We start from the raw sequence: 21,926 nt of genomic DNA on the forward strand, positions 1-21,926 counted from the left end.
TGCTTTTTCATTATGAATGATAAAATGGTGGAAAATGTAAGTTAAGGGGATGAAATCATGAGACGATGGGCGATATTCGGATTAAGTGCACTTTTACTCACAGGTTGTACGGATACGGTGGCAGACAATCCGATCCCAATCGAATCACCCGATGAACCCATCACCGAATGGACACGTGAAGACTTTAAAGACGTCTATGACCAATATGAACAAACACAACCGCTCCTTGCTGCGCTTGAGCAACAAGGCATCAAACCGTTTCGTGAGACATTCGAACGCGTCATCATTGCAGGAAATGGTCTTGAGCATACGTATGCGGATATTTATCCGTTCAAACTCGATGACGGAACGTACGCCACGGTATTCGACAGTCAGGACGGGACGTTAATCAACGGGTCGGAGTCCGTGGCGCCACTCTTTTGGCAAGAGGAGTCCTTCCTTCAATACGTCGAAGAAATTGAGAATCGGAAATTCGGCACAAGTGCCCCACCTACCGATGTCGTCCTCACACACGATGAATTCCAATCGGTCTATGACCGGCATGCCTACACGTCAGCCCTCCTCGTTGAACTCGATGAAGCGGGCGTCGAGCTCGCACGGGAACCAATTGATGATGTGATCGTCGCCGGTAACGGCGTGACCGAAGTCACTGCCGACTTATTCGTATTTGATGTCGAAGGCGGGTATGCAATCGTATATGATCAGGATGGAGAAATTTTAAAAGGTCCCGAATCCATCTCACCGCTCTTTTGGAACGAGAAGGACTATGAGGACCTGTTAGCCACGTATGAGGGGTAATTCCGTCCCCTTCCAATTTATGCTATACTCAAACCAATAAACGACCACTAGGGGAGCCCTCGGGCTGAGACGGCATTTGCCGGACCCTTCGAACCTGATCTGGCTCATACCAGCGTAGGGAAGTGGCTTGGGATACGTCTCTGTATATCCACGCCATTTTTCCGTCTGGAAACGTGGCGTTTTTATTTTGAAAGGAGACTATTCATGCGTATTCAACAACTCACTTGGATGGCAATGCTCGTTGCCATCGCCGTCGTCGGCTCGATGTTCATCTCGATTCCCACAGGTGTCGCTCGCGCTTATCCGATTCAACACATGGTGAACGTGATTGCAGCAGTCACCGTCGGTCCGATCGGAGCCGTTCTCGTCGCTTTCGTCACAGGACTCATTCGCGTCATGACCGGGACCGGGTCACTGCTCGCATTCCCTGGCGGCATGATTGGGGCGTGTCTTGCCGGCATCTTCTTCGTTCGCACGAACCGTCTCTATGCTGCCGCTCTCGGAGAAATCATCGGAACTGGTGTCATCGCCTCGTTGATTGCCGTTCCGTACGCGAAACTGTTAATGGGTTCAACGTTCGGCGCCTTCTTCTTCGTGCCGGCGTTCCTTGCTTCTAGTTTGACGGGAGCGCTTCTCGGTTGGCTCGTTTTGTCGCGCGTGAAACAGTTGCGACCAAGTGTCCTCAAATAACAAATTGTTGATCCGAGAACCCGACCGACTCATGACGGTCGGGTTTTTGTGTGATAGACCCAAATCGCTTCGTCGTTCCATTCATCGATTAAGCCGCTGTCGACAAAGCCGTTCTTCGCATAAAATCGTTTCGCCGCTTCATTCTCTGGATGAAGGCTCAGGATGATATCATCCACGTCGTACTCTGTCTGAATCCAGTCCACCGCCATGCGTAGGCACTTCGTTCCAACGCCTTTCCCCTGTTCGTGTTGACCAATCATGAAGCGGTCGAGCCATACATAACGTTCTGTCTGGTTTTCTGCTCCGACCATCATGAAGCCAACCGGTCGCTCGCCTTCATAGAATGCATAGCTCCGCCAATTGTATTTCGTATCCTCAGCCATCTCTTGAAGCGACTCGGAATTTGTCTCGATGAATCGGGATTGTTTCTCGTCCACTGTCAGGGCGATGACCGCCTCTCGATTGACTGCATCAATCGGTTGAATCGTGATTTCATTTACTTTCATACATTCACCTCATTGATTTTCTCTCTCTTCCATACGCAAGCTCCCATAAAAAGTTTCTTCCCCCGTATCTTCGAGATCATGCATTCGCTACACTAATAAGAGAAAGGGAGGTTATCATATGTTTCGAATCGGAAGTATCTTCATTCCCGTATCAGATGTCGAACAGTCTCTGAACTGGTATACCACTTATTTTCATGCCCAAGAAATCGGGCGCTGGGAAGGAGGAATAGGGATTTGTCTGCCAGACGGTTCGACTCAACTTGGATTGATCCAGACCTCGTCACCGCAACCCGCAACATTTAAAGATGCATCCGGACAAGCCCATGTCTATTTCAACGTCATTTGTGAAGACATCCAGTTCGCGTATCAATCGTTCGAACAAGCAGGATTGATCGCGACACCGCTTCACGATTTCGGAGGCATGTCTTACTTTGACGTACGAGACCCGGATGGACATACGATCAGTCTCATCTCGGAAGAGTTGACTTCCCCGTTCCACCGCAACCGAGTGAACGACCTCCAAACGAAAGGAAAGTCCTGATGAAACAAATTCACCATATCTGTATCCAAACACCAGATTATGCCGCATCGAAGTCATTTTACGAAGCACTCGGTTTTGAACTCGTCCAAGAGTCGCCAAACTTCCATACGCGTGACTTCAACAGTTGGCTCAAGCTCGGCGATTTTTATATCGAGCTCCAAACCGCCAAAGCCGATGAAACGTTACAAGATTATTCGAAGCACGCGGCCGGTCCCGTCCATTTTGCACTCTATGTGGATGACCTCGAAGCGGAAGTCGCACGACTCGAACAACTCGGTGTCACGTTCTTGCCGAAGCACGGTGGGAACATCTATTTCGTCGTCGATGGACATTTAAGTAAACTAAAAGCACCTGAAGGAACCATCATTGAACTGCGTGATACGTTTCTGATCAACTGAGGCCGATGTGCCTCTTTTTTGTTGGACACATCTTCACGTTTCCCTCACTCGTCTCATCGGGAATGGGTATGAAAAGGATGTGTTGTTCATGATCAAATATCTCGATTATTGGAGCTACTTGTCACTCTCTCTGGCAAAGCTCTTCTTCTTTAGCTGGTTGACCGCGACGGCGTTCGACTTCTCGTTTTTCCTCATCAATTTGGCGACGATTTTGCTTCTGACAAGTTGGGCACTCGCCGTGTCTTACCCAATTCGTCGATGGATTTTATACGTTTCTTTGTTTTTACATAGTACTTTGCTCGTCTCGGACGTCTGGTACTATCGCTATTTCGAGGACTTATTATCCGTCGCCTTACTGTCCGACATTGGACAGATGGGAGATGTCGGTGGAGGCTTCTTGACGCTCATTCGTCCAATCGACGCTTTTTTCTTCATCGATCTCATCATCTACGGTTTGATGTTGCGTTATATGAAACATCATCCTGTCCGTGAAGGGAAACGAAACGGAAGACGGTTTGCGCTCGCTGGCTTCGCACTCGGATTTCTTCTCTTCACAATCCCGCTCACCCTCAGTTATCAGCGCGGGGAAAAGTGGATCGCAGACGACCCGATCTCCAATATGCGTGAATATTATCATCTCGGTTTTTGGGGCTATCACGCGATGGATGTCGCCCGAGGCGTTGAACGTGCCATGGGATGGGACGAGGGACTGACCGACGAGGAGCGTTCTCAAATCCAAGCACTCTCTTATCAAGAATTAAGTGCTCCGAGTCCGGATACGAACGTCATCGTCTTACAGCTCGAATCGTTCCAAACATCTGTCATCGATCAACAAATCAACGGGCAGGAATTGACGCCGAACTTGAACCGATTGCGACGTGACATGCTCTATTTCCCGAACGTGTATCATCAGACGCATGAGGGGCGGACATCCGATGCGGAGTTCATCGTCAACACGTCACTCTATCCTGTCAAATCCGGTTCCGTCTACACGCGTTTCCCGGGAAATCAATTCAGTGCGCTCTCTCAATCATTGAACGAGGCGGGCTACGATACGGCAGCGATGCACTCATTCCGTAAAGACTTTTGGAATCGAGATGATTTTTATGACAACATCGGATTCAATCATTTCTTTAGCGACAAAGACTACCCCGACCAAGGCATCATCGGGATGGCACTCAACGATCAAGATTTCTTGAATACGTCAGTCGGATTTATGGAAGAGTTGAATGAACCGTTCTATGCGTTTTTAGTCGCATTGACGAGTCATACGCCGTATGACATTCCGGAGGACGAGAAACGATTGGACCTGTCAGAAATTGACGACCCGCTTCTCGAAAACTATTACCATACCGTCCATTTCGTCGATGCGGCGGTCGGTCAGTTCATCGAACAATTGAAAGAAGAAGGGCTGTGGGATGAGACGCTTCTCGTTATGTATGGTGACCACGATAGCGGTCTGACGGCACCTGGAGAAGAAATGGCCACCATCGAAGGAGTAGACTCGACGGTTGACGCGTTTCAACTCGACCGTGCTGTTCCTCTCTTCATCAAACCGTCTGGATTAACGACAGGAGAAGTCATTGAGGCAAGCGGTGGACAAATTGATATCGCGCCGACGATTCTCGATTTACTTGGGATCTCTCCGGCGTATATGCTTGGCGACTCCCTCTTGAATGATACGCCGAATCTGACCGTATTTCGGACGGGCGCTTTCCGATACGAAGACCATTACTATGAACCAGACTTGACCAAACGTTCTGGTAGCGGCACATGCTACTCCGTCGAGACAGAAAAACCGGTCGCATTCGAGCGATGCGCTCCTTACATCGATCGTGCGGCCAGCCAGCTCCGTCTCTCAGATACCATCATCGAGAAGGACGCACTCTCGCAAATGAACCCATGAACAAGCTCCCGAGCTATTTGTCTCGGGAGCTTTGTTTAGTATGCTTGACGCAATGTTGCGATATCGAGCTTTTTCATGGGCAGACATGCCTGTACGACCTGTTCAATCTGCTCTTGCGACCCGACCGTCATCATCTCTTCCATTTCCCACGGAATGATTTGCCACGAGACGCCATAGCGATCTTTCAGCCACCCACACTCCTCCGCTTCCGGTACAGCCGATAACTGTTCCCAATACGCATCGACTTCGTCTTGTGTCTCACAAAAAGCGATGAGCGACTGTGTTTCGTTAAATGAAAACATATGATTTTCATTACTGTCCATCACAACAAATTCTCGACCAGACAAGACGAAGCGGGCATAGTTGATTTTCCCGTCGAGCTCGTCGCCGTCTTCCTCCGGATATCGTACGGTGTGTCCGTCCAGTACATATGAATCTTTGAAAATGGAAATCCAATCGTTCATCGCCGCTTCGGCGCGACCGAACGCTTCTTTGACAAACAATAAGCATGGCGTCACGAGCTGAATGTCCATCCCGCCATCATGCATGATTTGCCAAGAAACCCCGTAGCGGTCCTGCAACCACCCATAACGCTGACTGAAGTCGTACGTGTCTAATGGAATCAAGATATCCGCTCCGTCAGATAATCGTTCCCACAACGCATTAATTTCTTCCGTTGTCGGAAGCGACACCATGTAGGAAATGGATGGATTCCGCTCTTGCGCCGTCCCTCCCCCAAGCAACTGAAAGAATTGTCCAGCAAGCGATAGCGTCACAATCGTCGTCTCGCCTGCGGGTGAACTTGAAAATCTTGTCGTATAGTCGACAAATGAATCTGGAAAGATGGATACATACCACTCGGCAATCTCTTCAACGTCCTGTTCAAACCAAATACACGGAATCACGGGTTGCGTAATCATGAGAAAGTCTCCTTTCAGACTTCATGCAAACGATAGACATCACGCTCAGCAAGAAGCTCCCCGGCCTCATCACGATATGCCTGATAGTGCGACGAATGGATGTGGTGATCGAGCGCCTCTTCGTCTTTATACTTCTCATAAAAAACAAACGTTCCCGGTGCATCGATTGCTTCGTGAAGAACGTAAGCGAGACATCCTTCTTCCGCTCTCGATGGTGGAATCACACGATGCAACGCATCACGTAACGCCTCTTCTTTTCCGGGATGGGCTTTCAAGATTGCAGTAATGACGATTTCCATACAGTATTCCTCCTTAGATGATCGACCTGCCTTTCTGTTCCCGAATCCACCACATTCTATCCCAAAAAACGGATATCTCATTATACGAGACATCCGCTTCTACTTAAGACTTTTTCTTTTGTCGGAATGGCCACCAGACACCATCGCCAAATGAAATCGTAATGGCTGGAATCAAGAGTGGTAACACAATCAATCCGTACAATAGTAAACCAGTGATGACAATCGTCGCAATCTGGACGAGACTGAGCACGCCTGATGGAATCATGGCGCCGAACGTCCCGGCGAGGATGACCGCGGCGGTCATAATCACGGTACCCATCTTCGTCATCGAATAGATGAGTGCATCACGTACCGTCTTCCCATTGATTGTTTCTTCTCGGAATCGATCTAAAAGGAAAATCGAATAGTCGATCCCAAGAGCGATCAACATGACAAACCCAAAGAATGGGACGGCCCAGCTAATTCCGTCATAGCCAAGTCCTTCTACAAAGATCAGCTCCGTAATCGCCGCCGACGTATAATACGTCAAGAGAAGCGAAGCAATCATATAGAGTGGCATGATCATCGAGCGGAACAATGCCGTCAAGACGATGAATAACGTCACGAGCATGATGGCTACCGTTCGATTGAAATCGTTCGTTGACGTCTCATTCAAATCGCTGTTGATGCTTGAGATACCCGCATACCCGATGGTCGCATCTGCATACGGCGTCCCCGTGACAGCACGATCCATCGTCTCTTTAATTGTCTCGACGACATCAATCGCTTCTGGTGAATAAGGATCCATCTCGAGTACGACTTCGAGCTGAGTCGCTGTCTCTTCATCAAAGAAGTAGCGTTCGACGGCAGGTGAGAACGCATCTGACGTGAGCGTCCCCTCCGGAAGATAGACACCCGTCTCACGAAGTGAATCTGCTTCACTCAGCTGTTGTAAGAACGAAACCGCCTCGCCAAGACCGGACTCGATTTGCCCTAGCCCATCGTTCGCTTCACCTACACCTGTCGCGAGTTGTGATAACCCGTTACCAAGTTCACCGACTTGAGAACCTTGTGCATTTAATGCGGACGCCGCTTCATTGATGCCCGATTCGATTTGTGTAAGACCCGCCGATACTTGACCGAGTTGTCCGACGGCAGCTGGAATGTTTTGAGTCGCTGTCAATCCTTGTCCAATCAAACCAAGTTGACCATTTAACTGATTTAGCCCCGCTGCTGCTTCTGCAAGCGGTGCCCCGGCATTGGTTGAACCGCTTGGCAACTGTCCAACGACCGCGTTCAGACCCTGCTCGATTTCGTCTAATCCGGCCTGTACATCACCGAGACCCGTCTGTGCTTCAGACAAGCCTTCACTGAGTTCGCCGAGCTGCGTGTCTACATAGAAATCATCGATGACTTCGCCAGTCGGACGTGTGAGGGCACGCACCCCGCTCACCCCATCTACTTTTTCAAGCTCGCTTGCGAACATTTCAATGTATGGGACTTCTGATTCTGTAATGGCTTGATCTTGTTTCAAAATGACTTGTACCGGAAGGGATTCCCCTTGACCGAACCCTTCAGAAATCAAATTCAGTCCACGTACCGAATCGTACCCGTCTCCAATCTCATCGACCGTATTGAACGAACGGGCATCGTCATATGTGAATAAGACAGGCACCGTAATCAATCCGACGACTAAAATCGAGACGAACGGACGATTAACCGACAATCGGCTCAATCCAGCCCAAAGCTTGCTGTCATGATGCTCACCCGCTTTTTTCGATGGCCAAAACAGCCGTTGTTTGAGTGTCGCCATAAAGAACGGAACGACTGTGAAGAGAATCAACAGCAACACCGCAATCCCGACCGCGACAGCGACCGCCGATTTAAAGATCGGGAAGTCAGCAAATCCGATGGCAGCAAAACCGACGAAGACGGCGAGCCCACTGATGAGGACCGTCCGTCCTGCCGTCTTGTACGTATTGACGATTGCGTCTTCAATCGAATGCCCCGCGCTCAGCTCTTCTTTATATCGGCTAAGAAGCAGGATACAGTAGTCTGTCCCAATCCCAAACAAGATGGCCACGAGGAATATTTGTGTATAATTCGATACCGGGAATCCGAACCAATCCACGAAGAACGCGACGAACGATTGACTCAATAAATACGTAAACCCGACCGCAATGAGCGGGATGAATGGGGTCACAATTGAACGGAACACGAGGAGTAGTAACCCAAAGATCAACACGACCGTGATAATCTCCGTCTTTTTCAATCCTTCTTGGGCACTCAAGTTCACATCATTGTTAATGATTTCTTCCCCTGTGATATATACCGTCTCGTCCTGAGGAAGCACATTTTCCCGCACATCATCGGCAAACGCATTGATTTCTTCTGTCGTACCTTCGACCGTGATCGGAACGAGGACAATCTGTCCGTCTTCTGAGACGAGCTGAGCCTCTGTCTCCTCACTTTCAAACGGATCGAGAACATCGGTCACGACCGTTTCACTCTGTCTAAGCTCTTCGATGACACGAGCGACATCGGTTCGCTCTGCTTCGCCAATCGACTCGAACTCGTAGACGAGGGAAATGGTTTTGTCACTCTTCCCGGCTTCATCTAAAATCGCTTGTGCCCGCTGTGAGTCCATATCGTCTGCAAGTTGGAAACTACCTGCTTCTTCTGCTTGCTTCGTTAAGTTCGGCGCCGCGACAAACAGGGCTGCCGTCAATACGATGAGGGAAATGAAGATGCCCCAACGCCATTGAATGATTTTATGCACGTGTTATTCCTCCCCAATTCGGAGCAATTGTTTTATTTTTCGGAACGTCCGAACAAACTGCTCAATTTCAATTTCGTCTACTTCTCCATCGATGAGGGATTCCACATATCGATAGACGGCACCGTCCACTTCTTCGACGAGCCGCTTTCCATCCGGGGTCAATTCAATCAATCGTTCGCGTTGGTCTTGTCCTCGCCGACTCGTGACAAGTCCTTTTTCGACCAACTTTTTCAGGCGATTCGAGACCGCGCTTTTGTGGACGCCTTGTTTTTGCGCAAGTTGCCCAGCAGGAGTGGGCCCAAATTGATCGAGTAACTTCAATAGTTGGAGCTGTTCGCGCGAATACTCTCGCCATACGTCCCCTTCCATCGCTTCGATGACATGCTCCGTCCCATGGAACATCACTTCTTCAAACAACTGCACCGCTTCACGCATCAATGCTTTCATTTTTAGTTTACCCCCTAAACTAGATGGTTATAGTTTATGCCCTAAACTAAATAACGTCAAATAAAAAGATCGATAAGGAGTGTCCTCATCGACCTATATTCTTTTCAATGGCTTCTGCCACACGTAATCCAGACAAATAGGCACTCTCAAATCGTGTACGTCCGGATGGATCATCCGCTTCAAGAAAAATATCGCCGGCCAAATAGATGGGATGGTGGCTTACCTGGTAAAACGGTTCATGCCACACGTCTTTCGCCTGCGCATAGCGCCACCGTTTCAACTGCCGTGATTCGATGCTGAGGTCTCCGACTTCCTCACGCACTAACCGCTCAATCTCTGCAAGCGTCTCCGCTTCCGGTCGCTCATACCACTCCTCACTCCACGTCTCTTCCATATAGACGCTGATGAGTGAGGTCGTAGAGATTCCTTTTTGGCGATTATTGATTACTTTCAATACGCCTGGCGTCAGGTCTTGATCGAGAATCCCATCTACCCCAATCTGTACATCACCTGTGCATTCAAAGAGACCGACAAACGTCGGCGCATACACGAGACGCCGGAGTGAGGGTTCAATCTGGTCAACCAAACTTCCGAGTCTTTCGAACGATTGCGGAAGCGGTGCCGTCATGACGATTCTTTCGTATGAACGTTCTGTCACGTCCGTCTTCACGATAACGGCGCCATCCTTCTCCATGCGAACGTGCTCCACATATTCATTCAAATGAACAGTCAACCCTTCAGCAAGATGTTTGGCGAGTCCGTTCATCCCATCTGTCGCAACATATCGCGGATAAGGATCGGCATACCAGACACGCACCCAGTCCGCACTCATCCATGACTGTACCTCTCGTTCGAGCGCTTCCCCACGTACAGTGAAATAGACGGCCCCGTGATCTGCTTGTCCGTCACCGATTCGACGTGTCGCCAAACGTCCCCCGACGCTTTGGCTCTTTTCGATCAATTCAACGGTATGACCTCGACGTACGAGTTCACGCGCTGCGATAATTCCGCTCAGACCAGCCCCAATGATTCCAATCTTCATTCAGCATTCCCCTTTCTGTTCATGAAGATTGTAGCATGCCCTTTCCTTTCAACCTCTATTTGATATGCTTCAGGCTGGTTTCTTCCATTGTTCGTCGTACGTCCGACGCGAGTCTTCATACATGACAGCGAAACGTGCAACGACGAATGGGCGAATGAGAATCGTCGCGATTGATAAGGAGAATACGGCAAGTAAAACCGAATTCACGACCATAAATAACGTGAAGCCAATCAAATAAATCGGAATGAACGGCAAAATCAGTTTGAATGCCTCCCACTTCTGACCATGCATCAACGCGCGTGACTTCGTGATTGATTCTCTTACTGATAGCTCTGGCTCATCTCGCAAAATAAAGTACGTGAACGCGTAGGAGAAAAACTTCATGATTCCCGGAACAATGAACAATAGTGTCCATAACGTCTGGAAGATGGCTAGTAGGATGACAGCCGTCACATGCTTACCAAATCGTTCTTTCATCGGTCGAAACACCTCACGAAACTGCGCGTCTTGTCCGCGAATAATCGAGAGTATGACCCAGTGATAACCGATGATGATGGGATACAGTATGAAGGATACGACGATTGTACCTAAAAGGAATACAATCGCCTGAAACGAATCGGCTTTCGCCCCATACAATGTCGGGTCGAGCAATGCGCTAAACTCTAAGATCACGGCACAGAGAAGCGACCAGGCTAACAGTCGACCCCGCTTCCCATTGATTGCTTCGTGCGTCCGTTCTGTCCATGTTTGAACCATTTTTTCTAATCTCCCCTTGAACGATTTACCTTATATACGCAACATGGATTGAATACGTTTCAAATTCATGAAAAAAAGCAGAGGGTTCACTCTGCTCGTTCGTCCGCTCGATATTCTAATATGTCCCCAGGCTGACAGTCGAGTGCTTCACAAATCGCTTCAAGTGTCGAGAAACGAATCGCTTTCGCTTTGCCATTCTTCAAAATCGACAAGTTTGCCATGGTGATCCCGACCCGTTCCGACAGCTCCGTCACGCTCATTTTTCGTTTCGCCAACATCACGTCTAAATTCACAATGATTGTCATCTCTCTCACCTCAGACCGTCAAATCAATTTCTTGTTTCATGTCGATGGCCCGCTTCAATAATTTCTGTAACAGCTCAGCAAAGACGGCAATGACAAATGCGGCGAACACCAACACGAATCCGATGACCAAAAATCCTGGCGAATCGTCACGTTCGGCAAACCAATAGAAGAATGGAAGCGTCGCTATATAGATGATTGTGATGACAAGGGCACAATATTTGATGACGCGAAGTGATTTCACCGCGCGATAAGAGAATGCCTCATTCCGGTCAATCAACCCCAATAAGTTGAACGTTTTGAATAACGCTATGAAGTAAGGGATTGCCGCCACATACATACCCCCAATAATCGGACGCATCGAATTCGCAATCCATCCCCCACTCTCTGTCGCTTCTCGCCACAGAAATGGCAATAAAAAGATACATGCCGCAAGAATCGGGAGGGCTAAGACAATCACCGATAGTTTTAAAAAGACGGTTTCTCGTTTCACTTGTCACACACCCCAATCATTTCATTTTCTACATCATACGTCGTTTTTTATTGTTTATCAATAAATATATATCGAAAAAAAATAGACCTCAAGCATCTCTTGAGGTCTACTTCACTTATTTCATCGCTTCTAGTTCGCTCTCGGTCACCCATTTATGGTTTGTGACCTCTTCTCCATCTTCCGTCGTGTAATCAACCATGTAGACGGTCGCATCGATGGCGGTATCGATTGTCGCCTCCGCTCCGTTCATCCCATCCATATGGTCAGCGGTCAATACGACTTTTTCGTTTTCTGCCAACGGTGCGTCACCCGGATTCTCAAGTTCTTCATGAATCACCCATTTGTGATTCTCTACAGGATCACCGCCTGTTGTCGGTGTATAACTGACTGCGTAGACGGTTGTATCATACGCACCGACAATCGTGGCCTCCACACCTTCCATCCCTGGCATGTGATCCGCTGTCATCATCGCGGTTGACCCGACTGGATACGTCGGATCACTTGCTTCCATCAAACCTTCTGGTACTTCTCCAGATCCCGAGTGATCCATTGCCGAATGGTCCATGCTTTGTTCTTCTGACATCTCCATCGATGGATCATCTGCCGTATCCCCACATGCGGCTAACGATGTAGCGAGTACGATGACACCTAAACCCGTCATCCATTTTTTCTGTTTCATCGAATCTCTCCTTTATTCATACTCACGTTGAGTGTACCCATTCCTAAGAATGGACAGACGTTTTTGAGAGCATTCCGATGATTTGTTAACGCATTGCAACAAAAAAGACCAAAATCCCGAAAGATTTTGGTCTTAAACATTATTCAACCGTTACAGACTTCGCCAAGTTACGTGGCTTGTCGACATCACAGTCACGGGCAAGTGCCGCATAGTACGAGATGAGTTGAAGTGGAAGAACCGTCACGAGTGGCGTGAGAAGTGGTTCAACACGTGGAAGAACGAATGCGTCGTTTTCGTGTTCCATTCCTTCCATTGAAATCGTACATGCTACTGCACCACGCGCCACAACTTCTTTGATGTTTCCGCGAATGTTGAGGTGTGTGTTCGGTTGAGACACGAGCGTGATAACCGGTGTCCCATCTTCGATCAACGCGATCGGACCGTGTTTGAGCTCCCCACCTGGGTAGCCTTCCGCTTGGATATATGAGATCTCTTTTAGCTTCAATGCGCCTTCAAGACCAACATATGAATCCAATCCACGTCCGAGGAAGAACGCGTTACGTGATTCTTTCAAGAACTTATCAGCAAGCTCTTCAAAGATTTCTTTTTGTGCCATGATCGAATCCATCGTTGTCGCAACGAGTGCAAGCTCTTGCATCAAATCAAACGGAAGTTTCTTCCCGTTCGCACGAGCGATGTCGTATGCGAGAATCGCGAGGACGGCAATCTGAGCCGTGTACGCTTTCGTCGAAGCGACGGCGATCTCCGGTCCGGCATGGAGAAGCATCGTTTCGTTCGCTTCGCGCGACAATGTCGATCCTGCTACGTTTGTTAACGTGAGCGCTTTATGGCCAAGCTTTTTCACTTCAACGAGCACGGCACGGCTGTCCGCTGTCTCACCTGATTGTGAGATGAAGAGGAAGAGTGGCTTTTCTGTCAAAAGTGGCATGTTGTAACCGAACTCTGACGCGACGTGTACTTCAGTCGGTACACCTGCGACGCGCTCGATCAATTGTTTCCCAACAAGACCAGCGTGGTAACTTGTTCCACACGCAACGATATAGACGCGGTCCGCTTCCGAGACGAGCTCGCGCACGCCTTCTGTGAGTTCGATGTCGCCGTTCTCGTTCTGGTAGTGCTGGATGATGTTGCGGATGACGGCCGGTTGCTCGTCCATCTCCTTCAACATGTAGTGCGCGTACGTGCCTTTCTCGATGTCTGACGCATCGATTTCGGCCGTGTACGGTGCACGCTCGAGTACGTCACCGTCGAGCGTCTTGATCGTTGCCGATTCACGTGTGAGGATGACGATCTCGCCGTCGTGGAGCTCGAGGTACTGGTCCGTCACCTGGAGCATCGCCATCGCGTCCGATGCGACGACGTTGAACGTGCCGTCACCAAGTCCGACGAGGAGTGGTGACTTGTTCTTCCCGATATAGAGGCGCTCTTTGTCCTCTGAGTCGATCATCGCGATCGCGTATGAACCGTGGAGGTCCGAGAGCGTCTGGCGGAACGCCGCCTCGACATCACCGAGCTCGACGAAGTGCTTCTCCATGAGCTGGACGATGACTTCCGTGTCCGTCTCAGAAAGGAACGGGACATCAAGCGTCTTCTTGATGATTTCGTCGTTCTCGATCACGCCGTTGTGGACGAGCGTGAAGCGTCCTGTCGTACTTTGGTGCGGGTGGGCGTTCGGTACGCTCGGTACCCCGTGTGTCGCCCAACGTGTGTGGCCGATTCCAATCGTGCCGTCTACTTCTGCTGGGATGATTTCGCGTAGCGCAGCGATGCGACCGACTTCTTTGTGAACGTTGACATTTTCATGCATCAACGCAAGACCTGCCGAGTCATAACCACGGTACTCGAGTTTTTCAAGACCTTTGAGAAGGACTTCCTTCGCTCCGGTATTCCCAATCATTCCTACAATTCCACACATAAACAAATCTCCTCTATTCTTCGATTTCTCGAAAAAGGAAACGGGCTTTTTCTAAGAGCTGTCAGCACATACTTCTTTGTCCGTCCGGTCACCCGGTCGTTTTAAAAGTATGTTTTTCGTCGTGACAGGCGACGAGGAGGCATCCGCCGAAATCTCGATAACCTCCAACCTCGTCAACTCCGTAGAGTTCTGGCGCTTGTTCGTACTCTTGTGTCCTTCCGTTTCCAAGGTCACGCTCTTAATAGTACAAATCACACCCCCATTCGTCAAGAAGAACCATTGTTTTCTCGATGACAAAACGGAAACAAAAAGGGAATCCAACGTTGGATTCCCTTGTGTTATTCCCGGTTTCTGAAATTTTATCCTTCTACACCGTAATCTTCACGGACGACTTGTGCAATTTTTTCAACGTAGAGGTCGCACTCTTCTGCTGTCGGCGCTTCCGCCATGACACGGACGAGTGGTTCTGTTCCAGATGCACGGACGAGGATACGACCGTTCCCAGCCATTTCAGCTTCTGCTTCTTGAATCGTTGCGAGGACACGCTCGCCGTTCATCGCATCGTTCTTATTCGTTACACGAATGTTGACGAGCTTTTGTGGATAAACTGGCATCTCAGCCGCCAATTCAGAAAGTTTACGGCCCGTCGACTTGACGATTTCCGCCAACTGGACGCCTGACAACATCCCGTCACCCGTTGTCGAGTGATCGAGGAAGATCAAGTGACCCGACTGTTCGCCACCGAGTGTGTATTGATGTTTCTTCATCTCTTCCACAACGTAACGATCGCCGACCGCTGTCTGAAGCGCCGTCATGCCTGCTTCTTCCACAGCTTTATGGAAACCGAGGTTACTCATGACCGTTGCGACAATCGTGTTGTCTTTCAAACGACCTTTTTCACTCAAGTATTTCCCGCAAATATACATGATTTTGTCCCCGTCCACGATATCGCCGTTCTCATCAATTGCAATCAAACGGTCTCCATCGCCATCAAAGGCAAGACCCATGTCCGCTCCTTTTTCACGAACGAACTCAGCCAAGTGCTCAGGGTGTGTCGAGCCGACACCTTCATTGATGTTCAACCCGTTCGGCGAGTTACCGATTGTCGATACGTTCGCCTCAAGGTCAGCGAAGAGACGCGCTGCAAGACCGCTCGTTGCGCCATGTGCGCAATCAAGAGCGATGTGAAGACCATCGAAGTCCTCTTCTACAGTCTGTTTCAACATTTGAAGGTATTTTTGTGCACCCTCGTAATAATCTGAAACGAAACCGAGGTCTTTTCCAGTCGGCCGTGGAAGTGTATCTTCCGCTGCGTCTAAAATGTCTTCGATTTCTTGTTCAGTCGCATCATCTAATTTGAAACCATCGCTACCAAAGAATTTGATGCCGTTGTCTGCGACGGGGTTATGCGATGCCGAGATCATGACTCCCGCTGTCGCATCTAATGACTTTGTTAAGTAAGCGACTCCTGGTGTCGAAATGACGCCGAGACGCATGACTTCTGCACCGATTGACAGAAGACCCGCAATCAGGGCACCCTCTAACATATGTCCAGAGATGCGTGTGTCACGGCCAATCAAAACTTTTGGCTGTTCGCCTTCTGGCAAATGTTTCGAGAGCACGTAGCCACCCGCACGACCTAAACGATATGCTAATTCCGCAGTTAACTCAGAGTTCGCAACACCGCGAACTCCATCTGTTCCAAAATATTTACCCATAAGATTAAATCCTCACTTTTGTATGATTGAACATCTTTATTGAATGGAAGATGTCTCTGTTTCTTCATCGACGCTCGTCACTTGAACATCGATCGTTTTTGGCGAGACGACAGTCACGCCTTTTGGTACTTCATAATCTACATCTACCGCGTGTGTCCCACTCGGTAAACCGGTCAAATCCAGTGTCACGTTGACACTGTTTGAAGAGATGTTCTCTAGGAGAGATCGTTTCCCTGAAAGTGTCACACTGACGACTTCTTGTGTTTGAACTGTATAATTCGTCCGGTCATATCCGCGAACATTGACCGGGACCGTCAATCGAATCCGTTCTGTCAACTCGCCCGTGTCATCTTTCGACTCATCGTTCGGACGAATGAGCACTTGGACTTCCACTTCTTTTTTACCAAGTGATGTGGCGCCTTCCGGAAGGCGTAAAGTAGCAGATACCTTCTCCGACTTCGTTAAGTCATCCAGTTCAATCGGTTCCGTCTCGACTTTTTCGAGTGCGTCGAGCACCTCTTTTGGTGCAAAGACACGGACTTCCGTCTCACCTAACAACGTATCAACTAATCGGAAGTCATCGGCCACTTTTCCGCTCGTGACGACCTCGATTGGAATCATCGCACTCTCATCATAAATTGGTACGGTCACATTGATGATATTTGGATCGACCGACACGTTCAACGGATTCCCGTTCGCATCTAAAATGGTCGGGGGAATTTCTCGTGTAAACGTCTGACTTTGACTTGCGACATCGACATTCAATGTGATTTCTTTGACGTTTTGAATCCGACTTGCGCCTCCTGTGACTTTCACAGTAGACGGCTCGATCTCGACATCACCCGCCACTTTTCCGTCCGGTAACTGATCTTTATTTAATAAATTCACAGACACCGGCACTTCAATCGTTTGCTTCCGGTCAATGTAGATTTCGACGGTTTCTCGGTCTAGCTTGACGTTGACGTCGCCACCGAACCCTCGTGCTTCCACAGGGACACGGTGAAAGCCAGTCCCGAGGTTCGTCAAGTCGACGAATACTTGATAATCTTTCACCAATTTGGTCATCGTCAAACTACTTGACGGACCTTGGAGCTCAACACCCATCTCTTCAGGTACATTATATGCGACATACTGCACCTCATCAAAAAACACTTCGACCGGCACATCGAGCGTCATGGAACTTTGCCCGACGATTGGCAGCGCGCTCGACGCATTGTTCGAAGAACTAGTCTCTGCGACCATTAAGTATAAAAGGACGGCTAAAGCAAGTGCGATGAAGCGGAGAAACCATTTATGTTGTAACCACTGATCAATCACTTACTTATCCCCTCCTTTTTTACCGAAGAACGAGAGGGTCGTCTCTTTTTCTTCGATGACGAGTTCTTGAATTAATTTGTTGCGTAGCGCTTCCTCATCCAACTCTCGATACAGACGTCCTGCAATCGCAAGAGAGACCGCTCCTGTTTCTTCTGAAACGGTGAGGGTCACACTATCTGTCACTTCACTGACTCCAATAGCTGCACGGTGACGCGTCCCGAGTGCTTTATCGATGTGTGGACTTTCTGAGAGCGGTAAATAACAAGCTGCCGCTGCAATCTTTCCATCCTGAATAATCATCGCACCATCATGAAGTGGCGTGTTTGGAATGAATAAGTTAATAATCAACTGAGACGTAATATGAGAATCCATCCGAATACCTGTCTCCACATATTCATTGAGTCCCGTATCGCGCTCGATGGCAATCAATGCACCGATTCGCCGTTTTGACATGTACTGCGCAGAACTGACGATTGCTTCAATCATTTGTCGTTGTTGCTCTTCGTCACTTGTTCCCGTACGACCGAACAAATTGCTCGTGCGCCCGAGATGCTCAAGACCACGTCTCAACTCAGGTTGAAAGATGATGATGATTCCAAGAAGACCATACGTAATCACCTGATTTAGCAAGAACTGGAGCGTCTTCAACCCGAAGAAACCGCTCAAGAACCAACTGACCAGGATGATCGAGATCCCTTTGATTAACTGAACTGCTTTTGTCCCACGCACAATCATCATTAATTTATAAATGACGTACGTGACGACGACGATATCTAAAACATCATTCAAATAATCGTACCAATGTACGTTTTCTGAAAGATTTAAAAATGAGAAAAATGATACTTGTTCAAGTAGCGGCAAATGCTCCCCTCCTTAACTACCTAGCTAAATCGTGCAATTTCCATTATATCATCAATTCTGTATATTCGCATTGCGTCACATCAAAACGAAACCAGATTGAAACGAAAAAAAAAGACGCCAAAAGCGTCTTTAGAAAAGCTGTTTGATCGAATACCAAATCCATTCGAACATTTGGTCAATCTGTTCAAGCTCACCTGTCACTTGACCGGCACTGGCCAAATACGCACGACCATTTACAGCGGTCGCGTCACCTTTGACCGTTCCTTCGATTCGTAAATCGCCACCTTGGACCGTGATATCTTTCTCGACCGTTACACCGGCCGGCACAATGACTTCGTTCTCTGATACGACAACACCCGGTACTTTTGTATACGTCATCGTCTCAGATGCACTGTTCCATAGTCCAAGGGTCGCACTCGACATCAAACTAAAGAATAGGACTGCTGCAATCAAACCTGGATGTCGTTGTAACCAGACCATTTGCTTCGAGAGCGGTTTTCGTTCTTTTCGGACCGGTTTTGATAACGGAATGACCGCATCAGGTGCTTTTTGTGCAGGTGTTTCAGGCAGGGCCGCCATTACACGAGCCGTAAAATCTGCTGATAACTTTGGACGAGGCAATGCTTTCAGTTCTGCGTCGATTCGTTCATATTGTAGATACGACTCATATAATTCATCGTCCTCTAACAACTGACGCAATTCGTCAGATTCTTCGGGCAAAACGCCATCTTCCAAATATTGTTGTACTTTTTCTTCAGGAGTCAATTGAACCCCTCCCTATTTTGAAAGATTGTTTTTAACATTTCTCTTCCCCGGAAGATCCTTGTCTTAACCGTTGCGACCGGCATGTCGATCATCACGCTGATTTCTTTAAGTGACAAATCATCCACGTACTTTAACAATAAGGGAATGCGGTATTTGTCCGGAAGTTGCTTGATTGCCTCATGCATCTCACTTCGAATTTCGCGATGAACCACTTGGGCATCGGGTTGGGGCGCTTCATCAGCTAAGTGGTCTTGATAGGTCAAACCGTCCGTACCCGCAATTTCAGCATCCATCGAATACTCCGGTTTCCGTTTCCTTAATCGATCAATGGCAACGTTCGTTGTGATTCGATAGAGCCATGTTTTGAACTTATATTGTGCGTCATACGTATCAATTCGTGTATACGCACGAATGAACGCTTCCTGGGCAGCGTCTTCCGCTTCGCCACGATCATACAAAATTTTATAGGCGATTGCAAAGACGCCATCCTTGTATAGTTCTACCAGTTCGGCAAACGAATCGTGATTCCCCGCCCTCAATTCATCTACCAAACGGGTGGTCAGCCGTTCCATCAATCCACTTCCCCTCTCCGCTACACGTGCGGTCATTTCTATATACGTCTCACTTATAAAATGGTTTCATGAAAATAAAAAAAAGTTTCCACCCCCATTGTAGCAAACGGGTTTGGAAACTGTAAGGAAATCAGACTGTCTCGCCTTCCAATAACAGGTTTTCTTTTGATTTTATAATCGTTTCACATAGACGGTATGCTAAGTTTGCTGTCATGTTGTCTCGATCTAATGATGGATTCAATTCAACGAGTTCAACAGCAATTAGATCATCCGCCTTCATGGCTTCTGTTAAAATGGCTTTGGCTTCGACTTCTGTCAAACCACCGTCAACTGGTGTCCCTGTTCCTGGAACAAGCGCTGCATCTAAACTATCCATATCGAAGCTAATGTAAAAACGGTTGACTCGTTCACGGAGATAGCTCAACGCCTCTTGCATAATGACGTCGACACCACGCGTACGTACTTCTTCTACCGTAATGACTTTAATCCCAAGACGATTGATTTCATTCATTTCGCCCTCATCGATATCACGAAGCGCAATATACACTAAATGCTCTGGCGATAATTTCGGCTCACGTCCACCTACCTCTGTCAGACGAACATCGCCCATCCCCATTGCTGCAGCAAGTGGCATCCCATGAATGTTGCCTGACGGCGAAGTTTCTCCGGTATTTAAATCGGCATGTGCATCTACCCAAATAACGCCGTATGGTCCCGTTTGCGCCAGTCCAGCAAGTGTACCGATTGCCATACTATGATCGCCCCCAACGATCAACGGGAACCGATTTGCGGTGATTTCGCGATGCACGACTTCCGCTAACTCGGTGACAGTGTGTAAGACACCATCGACTCGCTTTAAATGTTCTTCATTTTCACGAATCTCTGATTCCGGTAATACACGAATTGTATGTTTGACTGTTTCAGTCGGAAGGAGTTTTTCCATTCCTAATTCGTTTAATTTCGCCGGACCTTGGTCAACCCCGAGTTTTCCTTGACCGTACCGTAGCGGCACATGAATATATGACCATTGCATTGCCATTCCCCCTTTAAGCACTTGATACCTAAATTGTAAACGCTATCATTCACTTGGTTCAACTCGGCATCGCAATGAATAAACATACAAAAAGGCAGCCTGAATGGTGGCAGGCTGCCTTTCTCTGTACTCTCATTTGAATGGTTCATGGTTTTAGGCAAAAAAAAACTTAAGTCATCACTAACTTAAGAAACAAACATATGGTGGAGCCTAGCGGGATCGAACCGCTGACCTCCTGCGTGCAAGGCAGGCGCTCTCCCAGCTGAGCTAAGGCCCCTTAAAGGGAAGAAAATATGGAGCGGAAGACGGGATTCGAACCCGCGACCCCGACCTTGGCAAGGTCGTATTCTACCACTGAACTACTTCCGCAAAAAAATGGTGAGCCATGCAGGGCTCGAACCTGCGACCCTCTGATTAAAAGTCAGATGCTCTACCAACTGAGCTAATGGCTCAAACCTGGTGGGGGGGGGCGGATTCGAACCGCCGAACCCGAAGGAGCGGATTTACAGTCCGCCGCGTTTAGCCACTTCGCTACCCCCCCGAGGAGTGCCGGCGAAAGGATTCGAACCCTCGACCCTCTGATTACAAGTCAGATGCTCTACCAACTGAGCTACACCGGCATATATATAGGTTTGATGGAATAAATAAAAATGGTGGAGGATGACGGGATCGAACCGCCGACCCCCTGCTTGTAAGGCAGGTGCTCTCCCAGCTGAGCTAATCCTCCATATTGGTGACCCGTACGGGATTCGAACCCGTGTTACCGCCGTGAAAGGGCGGTGTCTTAACCGCTTGACCAACGGGCCTAAATTGGCTCCGCAAGTAGGATTTGAACCTACGACCTACCGGTTAACAGCCGGTTGCTCTACCACTGAGCTATTGCGGAACGATCTTGCCTGGCAACGTCCTATCCTCACAGGGGGAGATCCCCCAACTACTTTCGGCGCTGAGACGCTTAACTTCTGTGTTCGGCATGGGAACAGGTGTGGCCGTCTCGCTATCGCCACCAGACAAAATGAATATTAACATCACGTCATACGCATGTCAATAATGTTTAGGGTTTATTCCCTGAAAACTGAGGATTCATCAACACAAACCGTTAGACTAGATCAAAGCCTCGACCGATTAGTATCATTCAGCTCCACGTGTCACCACGCTTCCACCCATGACCTATCTACCTCATCGTCTC

Annotated in this window: 22 protein-coding genes, 8 tRNA genes, 2 rRNA genes and 1 riboswitch; of the genes, 5 read left to right on the plus strand and 27 right to left on the minus strand. The window is 48.5% G+C overall.

Annotated elements, in window-relative coordinates; all coding sequences use genetic code 11:
* The first annotated feature begins 57 nt into the window (after positions 1 to 57).
* The gene (locus KNO87_RS03440; RefSeq protein ID WP_214792386.1) at positions 58 to 798 is read left to right on the plus strand and encodes a hypothetical protein; all 741 of its coding nucleotides are present in this window, start codon (positions 58 to 60) and stop codon (positions 796 to 798) included.
* Between the two features lie 39 nt (positions 799 to 837).
* A riboswitch (TPP riboswitch) is annotated at positions 838 to 936 on the plus strand.
* A 66-nt stretch (positions 937 to 1,002) separates the two neighbouring features.
* Positions 1,003 to 1,488 (plus strand): energy coupling factor transporter S component ThiW, encoded by a 486-nt coding sequence (gene thiW / locus KNO87_RS03445; RefSeq protein ID WP_214792383.1) that lies wholly within the window; start codon positions 1,003 to 1,005, stop codon positions 1,486 to 1,488.
* A gap of 29 nt (positions 1,489 to 1,517) precedes the next feature.
* Here the strand turns inward: thiW and KNO87_RS03450 are convergent, their stop codons facing one another.
* Entirely contained in the window at positions 1,518 to 1,994 is a 477-nt protein-coding gene (locus KNO87_RS03450; protein ID WP_214792380.1) for a GNAT family N-acetyltransferase, read from the minus strand.
* 118 nt (positions 1,995 to 2,112) lie between these two features.
* On the opposite strand from KNO87_RS03450, the gene KNO87_RS03455 reads away from it, so the two are divergent.
* From KNO87_RS03455 to KNO87_RS03465, 3 genes are all read left to right on the plus strand, one after another.
* Positions 2,113 to 2,535 carry a VOC family protein gene (locus KNO87_RS03455; protein WP_214792377.1) on the plus strand — a complete coding sequence of 141 codons (423 nt, stop codon included), beginning with the start codon at positions 2,113 to 2,115 and terminating at the stop codon, positions 2,533 to 2,535.
* Positions 2,535 to 2,933 (plus strand): VOC family protein, encoded by a 399-nt coding sequence (locus tag KNO87_RS03460; protein WP_214785846.1) that lies wholly within the window; start codon positions 2,535 to 2,537, stop codon positions 2,931 to 2,933. Before KNO87_RS03455 ends, KNO87_RS03460 begins: the two co-directional genes overlap by 1 nt.
* A gap of 88 nt (positions 2,934 to 3,021) precedes the next feature.
* Positions 3,022 to 4,839: an LTA synthase family protein gene (locus tag KNO87_RS03465; protein ID WP_214792375.1), complete on the plus strand. Its 1,818-nt coding sequence runs from the start codon at positions 3,022 to 3,024 to the stop codon at positions 4,837 to 4,839.
* Positions 4,840 to 4,874: 35 nt separating this feature from the next.
* Here KNO87_RS03465 and KNO87_RS03470 read toward each other — a convergent pair whose 3' ends face one another.
* The 26 genes from KNO87_RS03470 to KNO87_RS03595 form a co-directional block, all read right to left on the minus strand.
* Positions 4,875 to 5,759 carry a VOC family protein gene (locus tag KNO87_RS03470; RefSeq protein WP_214792372.1) on the minus strand — a complete coding sequence of 295 codons (885 nt, stop codon included), beginning with the start codon at positions 5,757 to 5,759 and terminating at the stop codon, positions 4,875 to 4,877.
* A 14-nt stretch (positions 5,760 to 5,773) separates the two neighbouring features.
* Positions 5,774 to 6,058, minus strand: coding sequence for a putative quinol monooxygenase (locus KNO87_RS03475; protein ID WP_214785839.1), 285 nt, complete (start codon positions 6,056 to 6,058; stop codon positions 5,774 to 5,776).
* A 103-nt stretch (positions 6,059 to 6,161) separates the two neighbouring features.
* Positions 6,162 to 8,816, minus strand: coding sequence for an MMPL family transporter (locus tag KNO87_RS03480; RefSeq protein ID WP_214792369.1), 2,655 nt, complete (start codon positions 8,814 to 8,816; stop codon positions 6,162 to 6,164).
* A gap of 3 nt (positions 8,817 to 8,819) precedes the next feature.
* Positions 8,820 to 9,263 (minus strand): MarR family winged helix-turn-helix transcriptional regulator, encoded by a 444-nt coding sequence (locus tag KNO87_RS03485; RefSeq protein WP_214792367.1) that lies wholly within the window; start codon positions 9,261 to 9,263, stop codon positions 8,820 to 8,822.
* Between the two features lie 85 nt (positions 9,264 to 9,348).
* The gene (locus KNO87_RS03490) at positions 9,349 to 10,305 is read right to left on the minus strand and encodes an NAD(P)/FAD-dependent oxidoreductase (protein WP_214792365.1); all 957 of its coding nucleotides are present in this window, start codon (positions 10,303 to 10,305) and stop codon (positions 9,349 to 9,351) included.
* Positions 10,306 to 10,374: 69 nt separating this feature from the next.
* The gene (locus KNO87_RS03495) at positions 10,375 to 11,061 is read right to left on the minus strand and encodes a DUF975 family protein (protein ID WP_214792362.1); all 687 of its coding nucleotides are present in this window, start codon (positions 11,059 to 11,061) and stop codon (positions 10,375 to 10,377) included.
* Between the two features lie 86 nt (positions 11,062 to 11,147).
* Positions 11,148 to 11,366, minus strand: coding sequence for a helix-turn-helix domain-containing protein (locus tag KNO87_RS03500; protein WP_214785831.1), 219 nt, complete (start codon positions 11,364 to 11,366; stop codon positions 11,148 to 11,150).
* A 10-nt stretch (positions 11,367 to 11,376) separates the two neighbouring features.
* Complete coding sequence (locus tag KNO87_RS03505; RefSeq protein WP_214785829.1) at positions 11,377 to 11,856, minus strand: DUF2975 domain-containing protein; 480 nt, start codon at positions 11,854 to 11,856, stop codon at positions 11,377 to 11,379.
* A 115-nt stretch (positions 11,857 to 11,971) separates the two neighbouring features.
* Entirely contained in the window at positions 11,972 to 12,535 is a 564-nt protein-coding gene (locus KNO87_RS03510) for a YdhK family protein (protein ID WP_214792359.1), read from the minus strand.
* 139 nt (positions 12,536 to 12,674) lie between these two features.
* A complete protein-coding gene (gene glmS, locus KNO87_RS03515; RefSeq protein WP_214792356.1) occupies positions 12,675 to 14,471 on the minus strand; it encodes a glutamine--fructose-6-phosphate transaminase (isomerizing) in 1,797 nt (598 codons plus the stop codon).
* Between the two features lie 359 nt (positions 14,472 to 14,830).
* Positions 14,831 to 16,189, minus strand: coding sequence for a phosphoglucosamine mutase (gene glmM / locus KNO87_RS03520; protein WP_214697357.1), 1,359 nt, complete (start codon positions 16,187 to 16,189; stop codon positions 14,831 to 14,833).
* A gap of 36 nt (positions 16,190 to 16,225) precedes the next feature.
* Positions 16,226 to 17,506: a CdaR family protein gene (locus KNO87_RS03525; protein WP_214792353.1), complete on the minus strand. Its 1,281-nt coding sequence runs from the start codon at positions 17,504 to 17,506 to the stop codon at positions 16,226 to 16,228.
* On the minus strand, positions 17,507 to 18,367 hold the full coding sequence (gene cdaA / locus KNO87_RS03530) for a diadenylate cyclase CdaA (RefSeq protein WP_214785821.1): 861 nt from the start codon (positions 18,365 to 18,367) through the stop codon (positions 17,507 to 17,509).
* A 129-nt stretch (positions 18,368 to 18,496) separates the two neighbouring features.
* Positions 18,497 to 19,132 (minus strand): RseA family anti-sigma factor, encoded by a 636-nt coding sequence (locus KNO87_RS03535; protein WP_214785819.1) that lies wholly within the window; start codon positions 19,130 to 19,132, stop codon positions 18,497 to 18,499.
* Positions 19,129 to 19,704: an RNA polymerase sigma factor SigW gene (gene sigW, locus KNO87_RS03540; protein WP_012727640.1), complete on the minus strand. Its 576-nt coding sequence runs from the start codon at positions 19,702 to 19,704 to the stop codon at positions 19,129 to 19,131. The genes KNO87_RS03535 and sigW overlap by 4 nt, the downstream gene beginning before the upstream one ends.
* Positions 19,705 to 19,834: 130 nt before the next feature.
* Positions 19,835 to 20,737: an arginase gene (gene rocF, locus KNO87_RS03545; RefSeq protein ID WP_214792350.1), complete on the minus strand. Its 903-nt coding sequence runs from the start codon at positions 20,735 to 20,737 to the stop codon at positions 19,835 to 19,837.
* Positions 20,738 to 20,938: 201 nt separating this feature from the next.
* Positions 20,939 to 21,014 (minus strand) — tRNA-Ala (locus KNO87_RS03550).
* A gap of 17 nt (positions 21,015 to 21,031) precedes the next feature.
* Positions 21,032 to 21,106 (minus strand) — tRNA-Gly (locus KNO87_RS03555).
* 7 nt (positions 21,107 to 21,113) lie between these two features.
* Positions 21,114 to 21,189: transfer RNA gene (locus KNO87_RS03560), tRNA-Lys, on the minus strand.
* Between the two features lie 5 nt (positions 21,190 to 21,194).
* A tRNA-Tyr gene (locus KNO87_RS03565) sits at positions 21,195 to 21,278 on the minus strand.
* 6 nt (positions 21,279 to 21,284) lie between these two features.
* Positions 21,285 to 21,357: transfer RNA gene (locus KNO87_RS03570), tRNA-Thr, on the minus strand.
* A 31-nt stretch (positions 21,358 to 21,388) separates the two neighbouring features.
* Positions 21,389 to 21,464 (minus strand) — tRNA-Val (locus KNO87_RS03575).
* A 4-nt stretch (positions 21,465 to 21,468) separates the two neighbouring features.
* Positions 21,469 to 21,543 (minus strand) — tRNA-Glu (locus tag KNO87_RS03580).
* A 5-nt stretch (positions 21,544 to 21,548) separates the two neighbouring features.
* Positions 21,549 to 21,623 (minus strand) — tRNA-Asn (locus tag KNO87_RS03585).
* Positions 21,624 to 21,631: 8 nt separating this feature from the next.
* Positions 21,632 to 21,748 (minus strand): 5S ribosomal RNA (gene rrf / locus KNO87_RS03590).
* A gap of 94 nt (positions 21,749 to 21,842) precedes the next feature.
* Positions 21,843 to 21,926, minus strand: a 23S ribosomal RNA gene (locus tag KNO87_RS03595); the annotation flags it as partial.

This window comes from Exiguobacterium sp. s34 (assembly GCF_018617435.1).
Taxonomy (GTDB): Bacteria; Bacillota; Bacilli; order Exiguobacteriales; family Exiguobacteriaceae; genus Exiguobacterium; species Exiguobacterium aestuarii.

What these genes read in the sequence shown, in the direction of transcription:
- KNO87_RS03440 (WP_214792386.1), top strand. Translation starts at nt 58, where the DNA reads ATGAGACGATGGGCGATATTCGGATTAAGTGCACTTTTACTCACAGGT.
- thiW (WP_214792383.1), top strand. Translation starts at nt 1,003, where the DNA reads ATGCGTATTCAACAACTCACTTGGATGGCAATGCTCGTTGCCATCGCC.
- KNO87_RS03450 (WP_214792380.1), bottom strand. Translation starts at nt 1,994, where the DNA reads ATGAAAGTAAATGAAATCACGATTCAACCGATTGATGCAGTCAATCGA.
- KNO87_RS03455 (WP_214792377.1), top strand. Translation starts at nt 2,113, where the DNA reads ATGTTTCGAATCGGAAGTATCTTCATTCCCGTATCAGATGTCGAACAG.
- KNO87_RS03460 (WP_214785846.1), top strand. Translation starts at nt 2,535, where the DNA reads ATGAAACAAATTCACCATATCTGTATCCAAACACCAGATTATGCCGCA.
- KNO87_RS03465 (WP_214792375.1), top strand. Translation starts at nt 3,022, where the DNA reads ATGATCAAATATCTCGATTATTGGAGCTACTTGTCACTCTCTCTGGCA.
- KNO87_RS03470 (WP_214792372.1), bottom strand. Translation starts at nt 5,759, where the DNA reads ATGATTACGCAACCCGTGATTCCGTGTATTTGGTTTGAACAGGACGTT.
- KNO87_RS03475 (WP_214785839.1), bottom strand. Translation starts at nt 6,058, where the DNA reads ATGGAAATCGTCATTACTGCAATCTTGAAAGCCCATCCCGGAAAAGAA.
- KNO87_RS03485 (WP_214792367.1), bottom strand. Translation starts at nt 9,263, where the DNA reads ATGAAAGCATTGATGCGTGAAGCGGTGCAGTTGTTTGAAGAAGTGATG.
- KNO87_RS03490 (WP_214792365.1), bottom strand. Translation starts at nt 10,305, where the DNA reads ATGAAGATTGGAATCATTGGGGCTGGTCTGAGCGGAATTATCGCAGCG.
- KNO87_RS03495 (WP_214792362.1), bottom strand. Translation starts at nt 11,061, where the DNA reads ATGGTTCAAACATGGACAGAACGGACGCACGAAGCAATCAATGGGAAG.
- KNO87_RS03500 (WP_214785831.1), bottom strand. Translation starts at nt 11,366, where the DNA reads ATGACAATCATTGTGAATTTAGACGTGATGTTGGCGAAACGAAAAATG.
- KNO87_RS03510 (WP_214792359.1), bottom strand. Translation starts at nt 12,535, where the DNA reads ATGAAACAGAAAAAATGGATGACGGGTTTAGGTGTCATCGTACTCGCT.
- glmS (WP_214792356.1), bottom strand. Translation starts at nt 14,471, where the DNA reads ATGTGTGGAATTGTAGGAATGATTGGGAATACCGGAGCGAAGGAAGTC.
- glmM (WP_214697357.1), bottom strand. Translation starts at nt 16,189, where the DNA reads ATGGGTAAATATTTTGGAACAGATGGAGTTCGCGGTGTTGCGAACTCT.
- sigW (WP_012727640.1), bottom strand. Translation starts at nt 19,704, where the DNA reads ATGGAACGGCTGACCACCCGTTTGGTAGATGAATTGAGGGCGGGGAAT.
- rocF (WP_214792350.1), bottom strand. Translation starts at nt 20,737, where the DNA reads ATGCAATGGTCATATATTCATGTGCCGCTACGGTACGGTCAAGGAAAA.